General features: G+C 71.2%; 21 protein-coding genes and 1 riboswitch. Of the genes, 8 read left to right on the top strand and 13 right to left on the bottom strand.

Annotated elements, in window-relative coordinates:
* Positions 1 to 221 precede the first annotated feature (221 nt).
* Entirely contained in the window at positions 222 to 641 is a 420-nt protein-coding gene (locus ACGFZA_RS29730; RefSeq protein WP_385277082.1) for a GNAT family N-acetyltransferase, read from the bottom strand.
* A gap of 76 nt (positions 642 to 717) precedes the next feature.
* Positions 718 to 1,998, bottom strand: coding sequence for a cytochrome P450 (locus tag ACGFZA_RS29725; protein WP_393683129.1), 1,281 nt, complete (start codon positions 1,996 to 1,998; stop codon positions 718 to 720).
* A gap of 333 nt (positions 1,999 to 2,331) precedes the next feature.
* Between ACGFZA_RS29725 and ACGFZA_RS29720 the strand changes: the two genes are divergently transcribed.
* Both ACGFZA_RS29720 and ACGFZA_RS29715 read left to right on the top strand, forming a co-directional pair.
* On the top strand, positions 2,332 to 2,559 hold the full coding sequence (locus ACGFZA_RS29720; RefSeq protein WP_030921856.1) for a hypothetical protein: 228 nt from the start codon (positions 2,332 to 2,334) through the stop codon (positions 2,557 to 2,559).
* On the top strand, positions 2,556 to 2,927 hold the full coding sequence (locus ACGFZA_RS29715; RefSeq protein WP_385277086.1) for a fic family toxin-antitoxin system, toxin component: 372 nt from the start codon (positions 2,556 to 2,558) through the stop codon (positions 2,925 to 2,927). Before ACGFZA_RS29720 ends, ACGFZA_RS29715 begins: the two co-directional genes overlap by 4 nt.
* Positions 2,928 to 3,130: 203 nt before the next feature.
* Here ACGFZA_RS29715 and ACGFZA_RS29710 read toward each other — a convergent pair whose 3' ends face one another.
* The 4 genes from ACGFZA_RS29710 to bioB all read right to left on the bottom strand — a co-directional run bounded on the left by ACGFZA_RS29710 (position 3,131) and on the right by bioB (position 7,113).
* Complete coding sequence (locus ACGFZA_RS29710) at positions 3,131 to 3,829, bottom strand: class I SAM-dependent methyltransferase (RefSeq protein ID WP_385277088.1); 699 nt, start codon at positions 3,827 to 3,829, stop codon at positions 3,131 to 3,133.
* Positions 3,830 to 3,955: 126 nt separating this feature from the next.
* Positions 3,956 to 4,645: a dethiobiotin synthase gene (gene bioD, locus ACGFZA_RS29705; RefSeq protein ID WP_385277090.1), complete on the bottom strand. Its 690-nt coding sequence runs from the start codon at positions 4,643 to 4,645 to the stop codon at positions 3,956 to 3,958.
* A gap of 1 nt (position 4,646) precedes the next feature.
* On the bottom strand, positions 4,647 to 5,951 hold the full coding sequence (locus tag ACGFZA_RS29700) for an adenosylmethionine--8-amino-7-oxononanoate transaminase (protein WP_393683125.1): 1,305 nt from the start codon (positions 5,949 to 5,951) through the stop codon (positions 4,647 to 4,649).
* Positions 5,944 to 7,113, bottom strand: coding sequence for a biotin synthase BioB (gene bioB / locus ACGFZA_RS29695; RefSeq protein WP_385277093.1), 1,170 nt, complete (start codon positions 7,111 to 7,113; stop codon positions 5,944 to 5,946). The genes ACGFZA_RS29700 and bioB overlap by 8 nt, the downstream gene beginning before the upstream one ends.
* A gap of 143 nt (positions 7,114 to 7,256) precedes the next feature.
* Between bioB and ACGFZA_RS29690 the strand changes: the two genes are divergently transcribed.
* Positions 7,257 to 8,399 carry an 8-amino-7-oxononanoate synthase gene (locus ACGFZA_RS29690; protein ID WP_393683122.1) on the top strand — a complete coding sequence of 381 codons (1,143 nt, stop codon included), beginning with the start codon at positions 7,257 to 7,259 and terminating at the stop codon, positions 8,397 to 8,399.
* Between the two features lie 43 nt (positions 8,400 to 8,442).
* Here the strand turns inward: ACGFZA_RS29690 and ACGFZA_RS29685 are convergent, their stop codons facing one another.
* Entirely contained in the window at positions 8,443 to 8,649 is a 207-nt protein-coding gene (locus tag ACGFZA_RS29685; protein WP_385277096.1) for a DUF397 domain-containing protein, read from the bottom strand.
* Between the two features lie 25 nt (positions 8,650 to 8,674).
* Positions 8,675 to 9,535 carry a helix-turn-helix domain-containing protein gene (locus ACGFZA_RS29680; protein WP_385277098.1) on the bottom strand — a complete coding sequence of 287 codons (861 nt, stop codon included), beginning with the start codon at positions 9,533 to 9,535 and terminating at the stop codon, positions 8,675 to 8,677.
* Between the two features lie 222 nt (positions 9,536 to 9,757).
* On the opposite strand from ACGFZA_RS29680, the gene ACGFZA_RS29675 reads away from it, so the two are divergent.
* Positions 9,758 to 10,189 (top strand): ATP-binding protein, encoded by a 432-nt coding sequence (locus ACGFZA_RS29675; RefSeq protein WP_393683119.1) that lies wholly within the window; start codon positions 9,758 to 9,760, stop codon positions 10,187 to 10,189.
* Positions 10,190 to 10,201: 12 nt separating this feature from the next.
* Here the strand turns inward: ACGFZA_RS29675 and ACGFZA_RS29670 are convergent, their stop codons facing one another.
* The gene (locus ACGFZA_RS29670; RefSeq protein ID WP_393683117.1) at positions 10,202 to 11,119 is read right to left on the bottom strand and encodes a LysR family transcriptional regulator; all 918 of its coding nucleotides are present in this window, start codon (positions 11,117 to 11,119) and stop codon (positions 10,202 to 10,204) included.
* A gap of 72 nt (positions 11,120 to 11,191) precedes the next feature.
* On the opposite strand from ACGFZA_RS29670, the gene ACGFZA_RS29665 reads away from it, so the two are divergent.
* A complete protein-coding gene (locus tag ACGFZA_RS29665) occupies positions 11,192 to 11,848 on the top strand; it encodes a LysE family translocator (RefSeq protein ID WP_393683114.1) in 657 nt (218 codons plus the stop codon).
* A 27-nt stretch (positions 11,849 to 11,875) separates the two neighbouring features.
* Here the strand turns inward: ACGFZA_RS29665 and ACGFZA_RS29660 are convergent, their stop codons facing one another.
* From ACGFZA_RS29660 to ACGFZA_RS29650, 3 genes are all read right to left on the bottom strand, one after another.
* Complete coding sequence (locus ACGFZA_RS29660) at positions 11,876 to 12,349, bottom strand: C40 family peptidase (RefSeq protein ID WP_393683112.1); 474 nt, start codon at positions 12,347 to 12,349, stop codon at positions 11,876 to 11,878.
* 3 nt (positions 12,350 to 12,352) lie between these two features.
* A riboswitch (cyclic di-AMP (ydaO/yuaA leader) is annotated at positions 12,353 to 12,548 on the bottom strand.
* Positions 12,549 to 12,852: 304 nt separating this feature from the next.
* Positions 12,853 to 13,161, bottom strand: coding sequence for a hypothetical protein (locus ACGFZA_RS29655; RefSeq protein WP_385277108.1), 309 nt, complete (start codon positions 13,159 to 13,161; stop codon positions 12,853 to 12,855).
* A gap of 7 nt (positions 13,162 to 13,168) precedes the next feature.
* Positions 13,169 to 13,798 (bottom strand): ATP-dependent Clp protease proteolytic subunit, encoded by a 630-nt coding sequence (locus ACGFZA_RS29650; RefSeq protein WP_393683110.1) that lies wholly within the window; start codon positions 13,796 to 13,798, stop codon positions 13,169 to 13,171.
* A 95-nt stretch (positions 13,799 to 13,893) separates the two neighbouring features.
* Here ACGFZA_RS29650 and ACGFZA_RS29645 point away from each other — a divergent pair, with 95 nt between their 5' ends.
* Entirely contained in the window at positions 13,894 to 14,178 is a 285-nt protein-coding gene (locus ACGFZA_RS29645; protein ID WP_385277112.1) for a type II toxin-antitoxin system Phd/YefM family antitoxin, read from the top strand.
* A gap of 58 nt (positions 14,179 to 14,236) precedes the next feature.
* Here ACGFZA_RS29645 and ACGFZA_RS29640 read toward each other — a convergent pair whose 3' ends face one another.
* Positions 14,237 to 15,229 carry an ABC transporter permease gene (locus ACGFZA_RS29640; RefSeq protein ID WP_385277114.1) on the bottom strand — a complete coding sequence of 331 codons (993 nt, stop codon included), beginning with the start codon at positions 15,227 to 15,229 and terminating at the stop codon, positions 14,237 to 14,239.
* Between the two features lie 109 nt (positions 15,230 to 15,338).
* On the opposite strand from ACGFZA_RS29640, the gene ACGFZA_RS29635 reads away from it, so the two are divergent.
* Both ACGFZA_RS29635 and ACGFZA_RS29630 read left to right on the top strand, forming a co-directional pair.
* Entirely contained in the window at positions 15,339 to 15,968 is a 630-nt protein-coding gene (locus ACGFZA_RS29635; protein WP_385277116.1) for a TetR/AcrR family transcriptional regulator, read from the top strand.
* 138 nt (positions 15,969 to 16,106) lie between these two features.
* Positions 16,107 to 16,409, top strand: coding sequence for an urease subunit gamma (locus ACGFZA_RS29630; protein WP_330827850.1), 303 nt, complete (start codon positions 16,107 to 16,109; stop codon positions 16,407 to 16,409).
* Positions 16,410 to 16,420 lie beyond the last annotated feature (11 nt).

Here is a 16,420-nt window from a genome sequence, read left to right as displayed (position 1 = left end):
ATGATCGGGCAGGGACACGAGGATCGCGCGATGTCGGCGATATCGACTACTGGGAGGCTCGCCCATGGGACGGACGCTCACACCTTTCCTATGGATCGAATGGGGAGCACCCATAGTAAAGGATCGGCAAAGAGGTGAGGCCGGGCGGTCGACCGGGCTCCCGGACGACCGCACCGGACCCACGGAATCCGGGCCGCCCCTGCCTCGGCCCCCGCCCCTGTTCAGAGCGGCTTCACCCAGCGCCGCCAGTGGTCCTCCCGGTGGTAACCGGCCGCGGCCCACGCGTGCTGCGCGCGCTCGTTGGCCTCCAGGACCATGGCGTCGGACCGGCGGCCGCCGAGCGCGGCGAAACGGGCGTCCGTCGCTTCGAGCAGCGCCGTGGCGATGCCCTGCCGGCGCGAGTCGGGATGCACCGCCAGTCGGTAGACGTGGCAGCGCCATCCGTCGAAGCCTGCGATGGCAGTGCCCACGAGCAGGCCGTCCCGTTCGGCGAGGAGCAGGGCCTCCGGGTCCCTGTCGATCAGCCGGGACACCCCGGCACGGTCGTCACTGATGCTTGTTCCCTCTGCCGCCTCGCGCCAGAACGTCAATACGTCGTCGACATCGGCGAGGGCGGCGCAGCGGATGTGGAGATCGCTCATGGGATGAGCCAAGCAGAGCGTCATTCGGATGGGCGAACGAATTCCGAAGTCGGTCTTGCGCCCTGGTCCCGGTGCCTCAGCGCAGGTGCACGGGGAGCGACTCGATCCCGTAGACGATCGACAGCTTGCGGAAACCGAGTTCCTGGTGCGGGACGGCGAGCCGCATGCCGGGGAACCGCCTGGCCAGTGCGGGGTACGCCACGCGCAGTTCCATGCGCGCCAGCTCGGCGCCGATGCAGCGGTGGATGCCGTGGCCGAAGGCCAGGTGGCCGGCCGCGGTGGTGCGGTGCGGGTCGAAACCGCCGTCGTCCTTGACGTACGACGGATCACGGTTGGCGCCGCTCAGGGAGCAGAGGACCATGTCGCCGCGCGGAATGACCACTCCGGCTATCTCGATGTCCTCGCGGGCGAACCGGGGGAACGCCATCTGGACCGCGGAGAGATACCGCAGCACCTCTTCGACGAACGGGGCGGTCATCGCGTCGTCCGTACGCAGCCGGTCGAGGATGCCCTCGTCCCGCAGCAGGACCAGTGAGCCGAGCGCGATCGTGCTGGCGGTCGTCTCGAAGCCGCCGGTGAGCACGCCGTCGGCGAGTCCCGCGAGCTCCTCGTCGTCGACGCTGTCCCCGTGCTCCCTCACGATCATGCCGAGCAGCCCGTCCCCGGGCTTGCGGCGCTGTGCCCTGACGACCTCCCTGAAGTAGTCCAGCGACGCGGACATGGCCCCGAAGGGCGCGGTCGTCCCGCCGAACAGGTCGAAGCGGTCCATCGCGAGCTGCTGGAAGTCGTTGCGGTCCTCGTACGGGACACCCAGCAGTTCGCAGATGGTGAGGGAAGGGACGGGCAGTGCGAACTCGTGCACCAGGTCGACGGGGCCGCGGGCGGCCTCCATCGCGTCCAGCCGTTCCTCGACGATCGCTTCGATCCGGGGAGTCAGGCGTCGCAGGCGGCGCATGGTGAACTCCGGGGTCAGGATGCGGCGCAGCCGCGTATGCACCGGCGGATCGCTGAACCCGAGCCCGCCGGGACTCTGCTCGGCAGCGATCCCGGCATTGCCCGCGAGGTGGGCGAAGTCCGTGCTGAACCCCTCGGCGGATCCGAGTACGGCCTTGGACTCCTCGTATCCGGTGACCACCCAGGCGTCCATGCCGAACGGCAGTGAAACCCTGGATACCGGGGCGCTCGCGCGGGTCGTGGCCACTCGGCGCACGGGATCGAGACCGTCGCGGCGCAGGAGCATGAGCAGTTCCTCCGGCAGCAGTTTGATCGTGGAGGAGCCGATTCCGTGCCGTTGGATCCTGGCCAGGTAGGTGCGCCCGAGCCGGGCGGTGATACGGGAACGGAACGTCGTACTCAATGTGCACTCCATGAGTCGTCGCGAGATCTGGTCGGTTGGCAGGCATTCGCCGCCAGGACGTGGCCGACTGCGCTGACTTCGGCTGCCTGACCAGGAATTATGACCACTTGTTCGGAAGAGGGGGCGGCCGGGTGCGGTATCCGTCGCTCATCCTTCGACGGTACGGGTGCCGGGGCCCGTACGCCCGGGGCGCCCGACCGCGGTGATATGCCAGGTGGCGGGGTTGCGCCGGACCTGCCGACGGCCCGGAGCCCGCTCGCGGAGGGCGGCCCGCGGCCTTGCCGGGTGCCGTTCCCCTTGCCGGTGCTAGCAATCCCGCGCTAGCGTGAGGGGGTGCCCAAGACGCAGCTGAACGTTCGAGTGGACGAGGCCACCGCCGAGGCCGCGCGACAGCGCGCGCTCCAGAGGGGGATGAGCGTGAACCGCTACATAGAGGAACTCGTCAAACAGGATGCGGGCGAGGTCGGCCACACCTTCGTCGAGGCCGCCGCCGACTTCATGAAGCAGTACGAATCGGTGTTCGCCGAGGAGTTCGGCCCGGAGCGCAAAGGCACCCGTTGAACCTCCGGATCCATCTTTCCTGGCTGCTCATGGTCGCCGAGCACAAGACACCCGGTGACCCCCAGGTCACCGACTGGGGCGCACTGGTCGCCGCGGTCGCACGGCACGAGGCGGAGATCTTCGGCAGTCCGGTCTACAGCGACCCGCACTCCAGGGCCGCCGCGTTGCTGCAACTACTGCTGCACGTCCCCGCGCTGGAGCGCTCCAACGCGATGTTCGCCTCCGCCGTCGCCTACGCCTATCTCGTCGCGTCGGGCCTCAAGGTCATCACCTCGCCGGAACAGGTGCGCGATCTGGCGCTCCTGGTCAAGGAGGGCAAGGCGGACGTCCGGGCCATCGCCGACGAACTGCGCCAGTGGAGCCTGTGACCGGGGCGGCGTGACCGTGCCGTCGTGCGGCGGGCAGCGACCGGCCGTGCGTCGTGCTGGGCGAGGGCGGCATCACGCGCGTTCCGGGGGCAACCGGCCGTGTGCCTTACGGCGAGGGCAGTACCCCGTCGTCTCGGCGAGGGCAGTACCCCGTCGTCTCGGCCGGGGCGGGAACTGCGCGGCGTACGTACGCCTCCGAGGCCTCAGCGGAGTCCCTTCCGCCCCCGGTCCACCACGGCCGAACGTCGCGCCACACCCAGCACACACGCGGACGTGGGAAGCCTGATGCCGCACTCCGGCATGTTCACCTTCCGATACGTCTCCACCTCGAAGCCGGCCGCTTCGATCGCCGCGAGCGCGTCGCGCGAGGTGTGGCATCCACCGGCCATCAGCGGCCAGACGGTCCGGTCCAGTGCGTGCTGGGCGGCGGCCATGACCCGGCCGTCGGCCCGCACGTGCTCGAAGAAGCGCAGCTCACCGCCCGGACGCAGGACCCTTTGGATCTCCGCGAGTGACTGCTGCACATCGCGTACGGTGCACAGCACGAGCGAGGCGACGGCTCCGTCGAAGGCCTCGCTCTTCACCGGCAGCGCCTCCGCCGTGCCCGGCACCACATCCACCGGGATGCCCGCGCGCAGCGCGGACCGCACCGCCAACTGCCGCAGCGAACGCTCGGGTTCGATCGCCACCACCTCGGACACCGCCGGGGGGTAGTGGGCGAAGTTCAGGCCGTTGCCCGCCCCGATCTCTATGACCCGCCCCGACAGCCCCGACAGCAACTCCGCCCGCACTCCGGCCATGCCCGCCGCGGATTCCGCGGCCACGCTCATCCGGGCGTAGAAACGGGCGAAGACGGGGTGGTGCACCGCGTCCTTCGGAACCTTCGTGCTCCGCAACCGCATGACGGACCTCCTCGACGGACCGGTCGGCGCGGGCCGGGGCGCATGCCCCGCCCCCGCTCGGCCGGAAAGGTTCGGCTACCTCGATTCTGCCCCTCGGGCGCGCCTCCGTCCTGCGCCGACCGCCGTTCATTCGGGCGGCCGGGCACCGCCCAACCGCTCCGCCAGCCAACTCCCGGCCCGGGCACGGAAGTCCGCCGGGTCGAGAGCTCCCGCGCCCGCCGGGACCACGCCCAGGAGCGGTGCGCCCGCAGCCACCGGGAGGTCCACCAGATTGCAGCGCTCCGCCAGATCCGGCTCGGCGGGCATGCTGCCGACCACCACTCCGAGGCAGTCCAGCCCGCGGGCGCGGAGCGCCTCCGAGGTGAGCGCCGTGGAGTTGAGCGTGCCGAGCCCGGCGGGCGCCACCACCAGGACCGGCGCCGCCAGCAGCCGGGCGGCGTCCGCCAGGGTCGCGCCGTCGTCGTCGAACCGTACGAGCAGCCCGCCCGCGCCCTCGACCAGGACCAGATCGTGCTCGGTCGCCAGTTTGTCGGCGGCCTCGGCGACCTCGTACGGGCGGACCGGAGCCATCCCGGCCCGCCGCGCGGCGGTCGCGGGCGCCAACGGCTCCGGGAAGCGGGCCAGTTCGACTGCCGTCACGTGAGGTCCGGCCAGCCGTGCGACCTCGGCGGCATCACCCGGCTCACCCGGTTCCAGGCCCGTCTGGGCCGGTTTGAGCACCGCGACCCGGCGGCCCGCGGCGGCCGCCGCGACGGCCGCGGTCACGATCGTCTTGCCGATCTCGGTTCCCGTTCCCGTCACCACGAGAATGCTCATCTCATCCCTCCCGCGCCGCAGCGCACACGGCGCGGCAGATCCGCGCCACGTCATCGTCACCGGTGATGTACGGCGGCATGGTGTACACGAGATCGCGGAACGGCCGCAGCCACACGCCCTCACGTACCGCCGCCCGCGTCGCGGACTCCATGTCCACCTCGTGATCGAGCTGGACCACGCCGATGGCGCCCAGAACGCGCACGTCGCGGACCGAGGGCAGCTCCCCGGCCGGGGCCAGACCGTCCCGCAGACCGGCCCCGATCCGCTTGACCTCCTGCTCCCAGTCCTGGCCGAGCAGCAGATCGATCGAGGCACAGGCCACCGCGGAGGCGAGCGGATTGCCCATGAACGTCGGTCCGTGGGCCAGTACCGGAACCTCGCCGCGCGAGATTCCCTCGGCCACAGCGGTGGTGCACAAGGTCGCGGCCATCGTGAGATAGCCGCCGGTCAGAGCCTTGCCCACGCACATCACATCGGGCGAGACCCCGGCGTGCCCGGCCGCGAACAACTTGCCCGTACGTCCGAAGCCCGTCGCGATCTCGTCGAAGACCAGCAGCACGCCGTTCGCGTCGCAGGCCTCGCGCAGGACGCGCAGGTACGCGGGTGCGTGGAAGCGCATGCCGCCCGCCCCCTGCACCACGGGTTCCACGATGACCGCGGCCAGCTCGTCCGCGTGGTGCGCGATCAGCTCGCGCAGATGCGTGGCGTAGGCGGCGTCCGGCTCCGCGTCGAAGCCCGCCGGAGGCTCGTCGGCGAAGACCTGCCGGGGCAGCGCCCCCGACCACAGCTCGTGCATGCCGCCCTCGGGGTCGCACACCGACATCGGCTGCCAGGTGTCCCCGTGGTACCCGCCGCGCCACGTCAGCAGACGCTGCTTGGCCGGCCGTCCGGCCGAACGCCAGTACTGGAGGCACATCTTCACGGCGACCTCGACGGACACCGAGCCCGAGTCGGCGAGGAAGACGTGCCGCAGCGGCTCCGGGGTGATCTCGACCAGCTTCGTGGCCAGCCGCACGGCGGGCTCGTGCGTGAGCCCGCCGAACATCACATGGCTCATCCGGTCCAGCTGCCCGCGTGCCGCCTCGTTCAGCACGGGGTGGTTGTACCCGTGCACGGCCGACCACCACGACGACATGCCGTCGATCAACTCGCTCTGCCCATGGGCGGGTTCGGCGAGCCGAAGTCGTACGCCGGACGCGGATTCCACGACCAGCGGCTCCTGCCGGCCGGGCATGGGGCCGTACGGGTGCCAGACGTGCGCCCGGTCCAGGGCCCGCAGCCCGGCGGGGGAGAGCGGCTCAGGCATTGGGTGCGAGATCCGTACCCGCGCCGCGACGGCGGACCGCCACCAGATCCGTGCGCGCCGCCCGGGGTTCGGCGGCCTCGGCGGGAGCAGTCTCCGTCTCCGGGTCGCCGCAGGGCGCACACCCGCCGGTGTGCGAACCGCAGCCGCCGCCGGCGTCGGTACGGTGCCCGGGCAGTGTCGTCGTACCGGCGCCCTCCACCTCGAAGCCGGCGTCCGCGATCATGTCGAGGTCCGTCTGCCCCGCCTGGCCCTCACTGGTCAGATAGTCGCCCAGGAAGATCGAGTTGACGAGGTGCAGGGCCAGCGGCTGCATCGAACGCAGATGCACCTCACGCCCGCCCGCCAGCCGTACCTCCACATCCGGGCAGACGAACCGCACCATGGCCAGGATGCGCAGACAGCGCTGCGGCGTCAGGTTCCACTCCTTGGCGAGCGGAGTCCCCTCGAACGGGATCAGGAAGTTGACGGGCACCGAGTCCGGGTCGAGCTCGCGCAGGGCGAAGACCACGTCGACCAGGTCGGCGTCGCTCTCCCCCATGCCGGCGATCAGCCCCGAACAGGCGGAGAGCCCGGCGGCCTGCGCCTGGTGGACCGTCTCCACCCGGTCGGCGTAGGTGTGGGTGGTGGTGATGTCCCCGTACGTCCCCTCGGACGTGTTGAGGTTGTGGTTGTACGCGTCGGCGCCCGCCGACCGCAGCCGGTCGGCCTGGCCGTCGGAGAGCAGGCCGAGGCAGGCGCACACCTCGACGCCCTCGTTCTGCTCCTTGATCGCCTCGATGGTCTGCGACACCCGGTCGACATCGCGGTCGGTCGGGCCCCGGCCGCTGGCGACCAGGCAGACGCGCTTGGCGCCACCGGCCACGCCCGCAGCCGCGGCCTTCGACGCCTCGTCCGGCTTCAGCCAGGTGTACTTCAGGATCTCGGCCTTGGATCCCAGCCGCTGGGAGCAGTACGAGCAGTCCTCGGGGCAGAGCCCGGACTTGAGATTGACCAGATAGTTCAGCTTCACCCGCCGCCCGAACCACTGACGGCGCACCTTTCCGGCCGCGGCCACCACATCGAGCAGTTCGTCGTCCGGGGTCGCCAGTACGGCGAGCGCTTCTTCACGGGTCGGCAGCTCGCGCCGCAGCCCCTTGTCCACCAGCGTGTTCAGGAGGTCCATGGCGATGATCCTGACGCACAGCACCGTCCCGAGCCAAGGAGGAACCGGACAAGAGAGCCCGCTGAGGGTGTGTGCATTGCCACACCATGCCCGGCTGCGCCCCCGGTTAGGGTCTGTGAGCTGCCTACAAAAGGGACCCGCTCATGTCCTTCGCTCCGTTCGACTGGATCGACGACGAGGCGCGCCGCCGCGCGGACGCCGGACTTGTCCGCACGCTCCGGCCGCGGCTCGCCGATCCGGACCTGCTGGACCTCGCGAGCAACGACTACCTGGGCCTGACCAGGCATCCGGAGGTGACCGCCGCGGCGGCCGACGCGGCACGCCGCTGGGGAGCCGGTGCCACCGGGTCCAGGCTCGTCACGGGTTCCACCGCGCTGCACGCCGAGCTCGAACACGAACTGGCCGATTTCTGCGGTTTCGAGGCCGCTCTGGTGCTCTCCTCGGGCTATGCCGCCAACCTCGCGGCGCTCACCGCGCTGACCGGCCGGGGCTCGCTGATCGTGTCGGACGCGGGGAACCACGCCTCGATCGTCGACGGCTGCCGGCTCTCGCGCGCCGAGACGGCCGTGGTGCCGCACGCCGACCCCGAAGCGGTGCGCAAGACCCTGCACACGCACCGGGGCCGGTCCCTGGCGGTCACGGACTCGGTCTTCTCGGTCGACGGCGACGCCGCGCCCCTGGCCGAACTGGCGGACGCCTGCCGCGCGGAGGGCGCGGCGCTGCTCGTCGACGACGCGCACGGCCTGGGTGTGCTCGGCGAGGGCGGCCGCGGCGCGCTCGCCGCGGCCGGTCTGGCGGGCGATGACGGCGTCGTCGCCACGCTCACCCTCTCCAAGTCCCTGGGCAGCCAGGGCGGCGCGGTCCTCGGTTCCGCGCGGGTGATCGACCACCTGGTCAACACCGCCCGTACGTTCATCTTCGACACCGGGCTCGCCCCGGCCGCCGCCGGCGCCGCACTGGGCAGCCTGCGGCTGTTGCGCCGCGAGCCGGAACGGGCGGGCCGGGCGCGTGCGGTCGCCACCGCGCTGTACGAGCGGCTGACCGCGGCCGGTCTGACCGCGGTCCGTCCCGACGCGGCCGTGGTCTCCGTGCGCGCTCCCTCGGCCGAGTCGGCAGTCCGCTGGGCGGCGGACTGCCGCACGGCCGGCATCGCGGTGGGGTGCTTCCGGCCGCCGTCCGTACCGGACGGCATCTCGCGGCTCCGGCTGACCGCACGTGCCGATCTGACGGACGAGCAGGTGGCGCAGGCGGTGGCGATCGTACGGCGGACGGCTCCGAGGGGCTGACCCCGCAGGGGCAGCCGCCCGGAGTACCGGCCCGCCCCGCCGGTCAGCTGACCGGACCGCTGTTCAGAGCGGTGACGAAGGAGGTCCAGGCCGCGGCGGAGAACTGCAGCGGCGGCCTGGACACGTCCTTGGAGTCACGCACGGCCAGCCGTCGGCCGCCGAACAGCGCGGCCTCCACGCAGTTGTTCATTCCCGTGCTGCGGCTGCTGCGCCGCCACCGTAACGCGTGCTGTGCGAGGCAATCCGACATGACGCCCCCCTCGGGCAGTCCGGGGTCACTGACCGTCGCGGTCGATTGCGGCGATCAGGTCCAACGAATGCTCCGGCGACAGCGCGTGTGCCTGCAGAGTGCGGAAGGCCGAGCTGTACGCCGCAAGGTCTTCTTTCCGCTCCAGATAGAGGCTACTCGTCAAGTGGTCAAGAACGACCACATCTAGATCAGAAGTGTTCGGAAAAGAGAAGATAACGAAAGGCCCGGTGAGGCCCACGTAGCCGCCGACGGAGAAGGGAAGCAACTGGAGCTGTACATGCGGGAGTCGGGCCACCCTGCTGAGGTGGCGCAGCTGTTCACGCATCACCCGGCGGCCGCCGACCTCCCGCCGTAGCACCGCCTCGTCCAGCACCGCGCTCAGCCTCAGCGGTGGATCGCTCCGCAGGACCCCTTGCCGCGCCAACCGCACTTCCACCAGCGAGTCCAGCTGTCCGGTGGGCAGCCCGTCGAGCGAGGCCCGGGTCACCGCGCGCGCGTAGTCGGCGGTCTGCAACAGGCCCGGTACCACCGAGGTCTCCAGCGTGCGCGCGGTGCGCGCCTGCGACTCCAGGCTGATGAAGTCGCGGTACTGCGGCGGGATCAGACCGCGGTACGCGTGCCACCACCCCGCGCCGCCCCCGCCCGCCGACCCTGCCAGCGCCTCCAGGACCTCGCGCAGCTTCGGGTCGTCCGTGCCGTACGTGTCGAGCAGCCGGGTCACATCACCGGGCTGCACTCCGCTCACGCCGGTCTCGATCCGGCTGACCTTCGACTGGTGCCAGCCGAGCAGACGGGCCGCGTCCCGGCTCGTGAGCCCCGTCGCATGGCGCAGACTCCGCAGTTCCTCCCCGAGCTTGCGGCGTCGTACCGCAGGGCCGTGCCGCATGCGGTGCCTCCCTCCCACTCCTGACGAACGCTCTCTGCCGAGCGGACAGTGTGGCGCCCTTACGGGGCATCCGGGGCAGAGTTCACCGCTTCGAGCGACAGATATATGCATATCTTGGTGGATCGCCGTTACAGAGGGCAGCATCAGTGGCAATCTGGCGCGAAGCACAACCCGGACCATCGATCGCGGGGTCGCTTCCGGGTGGGAAAGGGACGGCTCGCCATGGCAGACCATCAAGAAGCAAGCGTCACTCTGCCGAGCGAGCCGGTTTCGGTCTCCGCCGCTCGGAGGTATGTGGCCCGGGTACTGGCCGGATGGGGGCTGCCCGACGGCGCGGACACGGGGGAGACCGTCCGGCTCATCGTCTCGGAGCTCGCGACCAACGCCGTCCAGCACACCTTCGGGCAGTCACCCACCTTCACCGTGGACCTCCGGCTGGAGCGGGAGGAACAGCTCCGTATCGGGGTGACGGACAGTCACCCCCGCTGGCCCCAAAGGCTTCCGGCGGCCGTGCAGCAGGACAACGGGCGCGGGATGGTGATCATCCGCGCGCTGGCCAAGGAGTACGGCGGCCGGCTGACCGTCACGCCCACTCCGGACGGCGGGAAGACCGTCTGGATCGCCCTGCCGTGGGACGTACCGGTCCAGCACTGACCGCCACGCCGGTCACTGAGGTCCCGAGGCCCGCCCGAATCCGCTGCGCAGCAGCGCGCGCAGTGTCGCCGCCGCGGCGCTCGCACGGTCGCCGCGGTGCACCACCGAGATCGTCCGGCGGAATGCGGCCGGCTCCAGCCGCCGCACGGACAGCGGTGTGGGCGACATCGCGGCGACCATCTCGGGTACGACAGCCATGCCGATGCCCGCGCTGACCAGCGCACACACCAGCGCATAGCCGGGCGACTCGCAGACCACCGCCGGCGACGCCCCCGCCTCGGCGAGGGCGCTCTCCACTCCGCGGCGCGGCGGATGGGTGGGCGCGCTGCTGATCAGGGGCCGGCCTGCCAGCTCCGTCACCGGGAGCCGCCCGCTGCCGTCCGCCAGGACCTGCCCGACGGCGGTGATCAGTACCAGTTCCTCGATCAGGAGCGGCTCGGCCAGGACGCCCGAGGGCAGCGCCGTCGCGGCGGCAGGCTCGTAGGCATGGGTCAGAGCCAGATCCACCTCGCCCGCCGCCACCGCGGCCACCCCGTCCGGCGGCTCGTACTCGGTGACGACCAGTTCCACGTCCGGGTGCGCACGGCGGAACGCACTCAGCACCGGCGGCAGCAGATGGATGCCCGCCGTGGTGAACGTGCCGACCCGCAGGCGCCCGCCGGACAGTCCCGCGAGTTGCGCCAGCTCGTGGCGGGCCCGGTCCATCTCGTCGAGGACCCGCCGGGCGCGCCCGGCGAGCAGTTCGCCCGCCGCCGTCAGGCGGGCGCCACGGTGGTGGCGCACCAGCAGAGCGGCCCCCGCCTCGCGCTCCAGCTTGGCGAGCTGTTGTGACAGCGCGGGAGCGGTGTAACCGAGCCGGGCTGCGGCCCGGGTGATCGAGCCGGCCTCGGCGACCGCCACCAGCGCCGCGAGCCGCGTCGGGTCGTACATTAAGCATTCCTTTTGGCAGACCCACAAGATTGCAAGTACATGCTAAAGGGCTCAGGGGTCCAGGGTGGAGGCATGGACGCACAACTGACTGCCTTCGTCGGGGTCGCCGCAGCGATGGTCGCGCTGCCCGGCGCGGACTTCACCGTCGTCGTACGCAACGCCCTCGCCTCGCGTGCCGCGGGGGTGGCGACGGCGCTCGGGGTCGCCGGAGGCCTCCTCGTCCACACCGCGCTCGCCGTCGCCGGCCTGGCGGCCGTACTGGTGGCGGTGCCCGTGCTGTTCCGGACGATCCAGCTTCTGGGCGGCGCTTACGTGCTCTACCTGGGCATCAGCGCCCTCCACGCGGCCCGCCGCCGCTCCGGGCCGGGCCCGGAGAACGGGCAGGGTGAGGAGGGCGAGCAGGGCGGCGCGAGGGCCGCGAAAGGAACCGGGCGCGCACTGCGCCAGGGCTTCCTCACCAACGCGCTGAACCCCAAGGCGCCCGTGCTCTTCCTCAGCCTGCTGCCGCAGTTCGTGCCGGCCGGGGCGGCGCCCCTGCCCAGAACGCTGCTGCTGGCCGCGATCGTCGTGGTGCTGGCGCTGATCTGGTTCCCGGCCGTGGCGCTCCTGGTGGACCGCCTGGGCCGGTGGCTGCGCCGGCCGCGTACCGCCCGGGCGATCGAGGGCGGCAGCGGCGCGGCACTCACCGCACTGGGGCTGGTCCTGGTGACCGGTCCGCTGCTGCACTGACGCGGGAGCGGGAGCCGGGGAGGGGCTTCAGCGGACCCGGCCGTAGTAGACGCTCTTCGTCCAGATCTTCTCCAGGCGGACCACGGCCCCGGTCTTGGGGGAGTGCCAGATCCTGCCGCTGCCCGCGTAGATGCCGACGTGGTAGATGCTGCGGCCGGAATGGAAGAAGACCAGATCGCCGCGCTGCCGTTGGGACGACGAGATGTGGCGGGTCTTGTTGTACTGCTGCTGGGCCGTGCGCGGGAGCTTCTTGCCCGCCTTCTTGAACGAGTAGAGCGTCAGCCCGGAACAGTCGAAGCGGCTGGGCCCGGTGGCGCCCCACCGGTAGGGCGCCCCCTTCTTCGACGCGGCGATGTTGAGGGCCTTCGTCGAGTGTGTCGCGGCCTGGGCGTCGGTCACGGCGCCGGGGACGAACAGCGTGCCGCCGACGGCGGCGAGAGTCATGACCGAGGCCGTCGTGGCCCGGGCAAGCAGAGACGGGACATGAACCTGCGCAGTCATGCGCAACCCTTCGTCAGCCGCCTGTGAAGGATGACCTGTCGGGTTCGGGCTGGCGAAGTTGCCCGGCCGCGGATGCGGCTTCACCCCGAGGGTCGACCGAAAGCCCGGTCGGCCCGTTGTGCTCGGGTCCTCCACTCCTGCCGATCCACTCCTGTCGACCAGGCATCCGGGCGGCGGCAGGACTCGGCGTCCGCCCGGACCGCCCCGCCGCGGTGGCGGGGGCTTGTCGTCCCAGGGATCTTGACTCACCGAGTGCCGGATTTCCGAGGTGAAACGGCGATATGTGAGGCTCATCACGACTGACCCGTTCGGGTGGGCAGATGGCCTCAAGGGAAACGTCCGGCGCTCGCCTCCCGGTGCCGTACCAGCGGCGGAACGGGAGATTTCACCCAGCGTCCACCTCGAAAGCGCAAATCGAGTTGTCCCTCGTGCGAAGTAACGCCTACGCCGAACGAGCGAGAAAATTCGGCCGACGCGTCGGGCGTGTCGGGTCGGGGTGCTGATCAACTCGGTGGGGCGGGCGGGATGGTGACCCGCCCCGCCCGACGTTCGCCGTCCAGCACGCGCAGTGCCCGGGTCAACGTGACTGCGTGGATCCGCGATTCGCCCCGCTCGTGCATCAACGTGACCGCTTCCCGCAGAGCGACCGCGTACGAGGCCAGCGCCTGCGCGGCCCGCAGCGCGTCGTAGGTGTCGCCGCCGTGGGCCGGGTTGATCCGGCCCACCTGGTCGAGGACTTGCAGGTAGCGGTCGATGAACTCGCCCTCCGCACGGGTCAGGGCGGGCAGCGGGACGAACTCCGGTGGCTGCATCGGGGATTCACCGCGCCGACTGCGGAGGCAGCGAGCGGTTCTGGATGATGTGGTCGACCAGCCCGTAGTCCCTGGCTCCCTCGGCGTCCAGGATGAGGTCGCGTTCGGTGTCGGCGGTGATCTGCGCGGCGGAGCGGCCGGTGTGACGGGCCAGCATGCCGGTCAGGGTCTCGCGCATGCGAGCCACTTCCCGCGCCTCGATCTCCAGGTCGGACGGCTGACCCTGTACCGGCTCGGCGAGTTCGGGCTGCTGTACCACCACGCGGGCGCCCGGCAGCGCGTGCCGCCGGCCCGGGGCGCCCGCTGCCAGCAGTACGGCCGCACCGGCCCCCGCCTGGCCGAGGCAGAAGGTCTCCACCTCGCAGGTGAGGTACGTCATCGTGTCGTAGACGGCGGTCGTCGCGCCGAACGTGCCGCCGGGGGAGTTGATGTAGAGCGAGATGGGCCGGTCGGGCGCGTTGTGTTCCAGATACATGAACTGCGCTACCAGGTCGTTGGCCGCGGTGTCGTCGATGGGAGTGCCGAGGAAGACGACCCGTTCGGCCAGCAGTTTGGAGTAGGGGTCGAGCGTGCGGGTCCCCTGGGACGTGCGCTCGGTGAACTCGGGCAGGACGTGACGGGCGGCGATGCGGTGCATGGCTGGCCTCTCCTCCGGGGCGCGGAGCCGGGGAAGGCGCCCGCGCACGCTTCTGTGAAAAATGTACAGGACGTACAGAAGGTTATGATGGGAGCATGGCCTATGAGATTCCAGTGACGCAAGCCCGAGCTGACCTCGCCGAACTGATCAACCGAGTCGTCTACGGCGGCGAGCGCGTGGTCGTGACGCGGCACGGCAAGCCGCTCGTGGCACTCGTATCGGCCGCTGACCTGGAGCGACTTGAGAACGAGGAAGCGGCGGAGCGGGAGCAGGTGATCAGCTCGGTCTCCTCGATCGGCTCCGCGGCGTCCGCTGCGGGCGAACGGCACCGCTTCGGGATTGCCGCGGAGCATCGAGGGCAGCCGGGGGCCGGTAACTGACCGGACGTGAAGAAGGCCGTGCCCTCCGTGGCGGAGGTGCACGGCCTCGCTGCGGGTGTCACCCCGCTAGGGCCGGCCGGTGCGCGGGTGCGGTCTCGTGCGGGGCTGTTGCCGGGGCCCGGCGGCGGCCGCCGATGATCACGGCCGTCATGCCGAGCGCGGCCCACAGGGCGAGGGTCAGGACCGGACCGCCCGCCGCGTGTCCGTCGAAGAACGCGACCGAGCGCAGCAGTGAACCGCCCGCGCCCGGCGGCAGCCACTGGCCGATCGCTCCGACCGGCTGCGGGAGCAGTTCGGGCGCGCTGGTGACGCCCGAGAACGGGTTGCCCACGAGCACCATGAGCAGCGCTCCGAGGCTGAGGCCCGCCGGTCCGACCAGCGCCGCGAACCCCGCCACCGCCGCTCCGATGGCCAGGACGGTGAGGCCGAGCGCGCCCGCCTCGCTCCACCAGTCACCGGTGATGACCCCGAGCCAGTTGTCGGTGAGGGCGGTGGCGGCGATTCCCACCAGGGTGGCCACGCCGGCCAGCGCCGCGGCCGCGCGTCCGCCCCGGAGCCGCAGCAGGGTCACCGCCGACCCGGCGGCCATGCCGGCGATCGCCAGCGGCAGGATGCTCGCGCCGAGCACGCTGCCGCGCGGATCCGCCGCCGGTGCCGCCACCACATCCGTGACCGGGACCGCGGTGCCCGCCGGGGCGGACGCGGTCGCCGCCTCGTGCAGCAGCTGGGCGACCATGGGGCCGGCCGCGGACGCGGTCAGCAGTTCGGGGCCCTCGGCGGTCACGACGACCGCGCCGTATACGGCCCGGTCCTCGATCGCGGTGCGGGCGGCGGCCTCGGATTCGTACCGGTGGACCTCGAAGGAGCCGCCGCGCTGTTCGAGCTGTCGCTGGAGCTGATCGGCGGCCGGTGCGGAGCCTGCGACGCCGACGGGGAGGTCCCGGGGTGCCATACGGGCGGCGGGCCAGGCGAAGGCCCAGAGGGCGAGCGCCACCACCACGGGGACCAGCAGAACGACCGCCACCAAACGGCGGTTCGGGGTAGCGGACATGGCGAGAGCCTCGATTCTAAGAGAAGGATCGTTCGTTTTACTTGCGGGGGCCACTTTCCGGCTGCGTGCCACGCTTGTCAAGAAGGAACGTTCGTTTTAGGTTTGGGCCATGGCCCGTGTATCCCAGGAACACCTCGACGCCCGCCGCCGGCAGATCCTCGACGGCGCGGCGCGGTGTTTCGCCCGCGACGGTTTTCATGCCACCTCGATGCAGGACGTGTTGAAGGAGGTGGGGCTGTCGGCCGGTGCGGTCTACCGCTACTTCAGCGGTAAGGAGGATCTGATCGCGGCCATCGCCGGGGAGGCGGTCGGCGGGGTCCGGCAGGCGTTCGAGCGCGCCGCCCGCGTCAGTCCGCCGCCCACTCCTGATGTGCTCATCGGACGCGTGGTGCGCACTCTGTGCGGCGACGCGTCGGAGGGGAGGGGTGGTCTGGACCCGCGGGCGTATGCCGGGCTGATCGTCCAGGTGTGGTCCGAGGCGCTGCGCAGTGAGCGGCTGGCCGCCACGCTCGCCGAGGCCTACGCGGGTCTGCGGGTGTCATGGGCGGAGCTGGTCGGCGTGTACCGCATGAGCGGGATGCTCGCCGCCGAAGTGCCGGACGAGCACATCGCCCGCACGCTGATCGCCACCGCCCAGGGCTTCATCACCCAACTCGCCCTGTTCGGCGACGTGGGGCCCGAGGTGCTCGAGGGCGGTCTGCGCGGGTTGATGTCCATGGATCTGCAAAGGGCCAGTTAACGCGCCGGAAAAACTTCGGCCCTAACGTGCAATACCTCGCCGTGCGGCACCGGTTCGATGTTCAACAGACTGTTGAGGGCGGCTAGTGTCTCGCTGCGTCCAGGGCCGGTACTGGGCGGACGACTGTGAGGTGTACACGTGCAACTGACCCCGCACGAGCAGGAACGCCTGCTCATACATGTGGCCGCGGATGTGGCCGGGAAGCGCCGCGCGCGCGGACTCCGGCTCAACCACCCCGAGGCCGTCGCCCTCATCACCTCCCACCTCCTGGAGGGGGCGCGCGACGGTCGCACGGTCTCCGAACTCATGGCGTCCGGACGCAAGGTGCTCACCCGCGACGACGTCATGGACGGCATAGCCGAGATGATCCATGACGTGCAGGTCGAGGCGACCTTCCCCGACGGCACCAAGCTCGTCACCGTCCACGACCCGATCGTCTGACGGGGCGCCGC

Origin of the sequence: Streptomyces sp. NPDC048211, assembly GCF_043202315.1 — a bacterium.
Lineage (GTDB): Bacteria > Actinomycetota > Actinomycetes > Streptomycetales > Streptomycetaceae > Streptomyces.
Note: the sequence above shows the minus strand (reverse complement) of the source record. Positions and strands in the feature narration are given on the sequence as shown.

What these genes read in the sequence shown, in the direction of transcription:
- ACGFZA_RS29680 (WP_385277098.1), bottom strand. Translation starts at nt 9,535, where the DNA reads ATGCGGCACGGCCCTGCGGTACGACGCCGCAAGCTCGGGGAGGAACTG.
- ACGFZA_RS29690 (WP_393683122.1), top strand. Translation starts at nt 7,257, where the DNA reads ATGTCCTTCGCTCCGTTCGACTGGATCGACGACGAGGCGCGCCGCCGC.
- ACGFZA_RS29730 (WP_385277082.1), bottom strand. Translation starts at nt 641, where the DNA reads ATGAGCGATCTCCACATCCGCTGCGCCGCCCTCGCCGATGTCGACGAC.
- ACGFZA_RS29670 (WP_393683117.1), bottom strand. Translation starts at nt 11,119, where the DNA reads ATGTACGACCCGACGCGGCTCGCGGCGCTGGTGGCGGTCGCCGAGGCC.
- ACGFZA_RS29700 (WP_393683125.1), bottom strand. Translation starts at nt 5,951, where the DNA reads ATGCCTGAGCCGCTCTCCCCCGCCGGGCTGCGGGCCCTGGACCGGGCG.
- ACGFZA_RS29640 (WP_385277114.1), bottom strand. Translation starts at nt 15,229, where the DNA reads ATGTCCGCTACCCCGAACCGCCGTTTGGTGGCGGTCGTTCTGCTGGTC.
- ACGFZA_RS29665 (WP_393683114.1), top strand. Translation starts at nt 11,192, where the DNA reads ATGGACGCACAACTGACTGCCTTCGTCGGGGTCGCCGCAGCGATGGTC.
- ACGFZA_RS29660 (WP_393683112.1), bottom strand. Translation starts at nt 12,349, where the DNA reads ATGACTGCGCAGGTTCATGTCCCGTCTCTGCTTGCCCGGGCCACGACG.
- ACGFZA_RS29645 (WP_385277112.1), top strand. Translation starts at nt 13,894, where the DNA reads ATGGCCTATGAGATTCCAGTGACGCAAGCCCGAGCTGACCTCGCCGAA.
- ACGFZA_RS29650 (WP_393683110.1), bottom strand. Translation starts at nt 13,798, where the DNA reads ATGCACCGCATCGCCGCCCGTCACGTCCTGCCCGAGTTCACCGAGCGC.
- ACGFZA_RS29635 (WP_385277116.1), top strand. Translation starts at nt 15,339, where the DNA reads ATGGCCCGTGTATCCCAGGAACACCTCGACGCCCGCCGCCGGCAGATC.
- ACGFZA_RS29675 (WP_393683119.1), top strand. Translation starts at nt 9,758, where the DNA reads ATGGCAGACCATCAAGAAGCAAGCGTCACTCTGCCGAGCGAGCCGGTT.
- ACGFZA_RS29710 (WP_385277088.1), bottom strand. Translation starts at nt 3,829, where the DNA reads ATGCGGTTGCGGAGCACGAAGGTTCCGAAGGACGCGGTGCACCACCCC.
- ACGFZA_RS29655 (WP_385277108.1), bottom strand. Translation starts at nt 13,161, where the DNA reads ATGCAGCCACCGGAGTTCGTCCCGCTGCCCGCCCTGACCCGTGCGGAG.
- ACGFZA_RS29685 (WP_385277096.1), bottom strand. Translation starts at nt 8,649, where the DNA reads ATGTCGGATTGCCTCGCACAGCACGCGTTACGGTGGCGGCGCAGCAGC.
- bioD (WP_385277090.1), bottom strand. Translation starts at nt 4,645, where the DNA reads ATGAGCATTCTCGTGGTGACGGGAACGGGAACCGAGATCGGCAAGACG.
- bioB (WP_385277093.1), bottom strand. Translation starts at nt 7,113, where the DNA reads ATGGACCTCCTGAACACGCTGGTGGACAAGGGGCTGCGGCGCGAGCTG.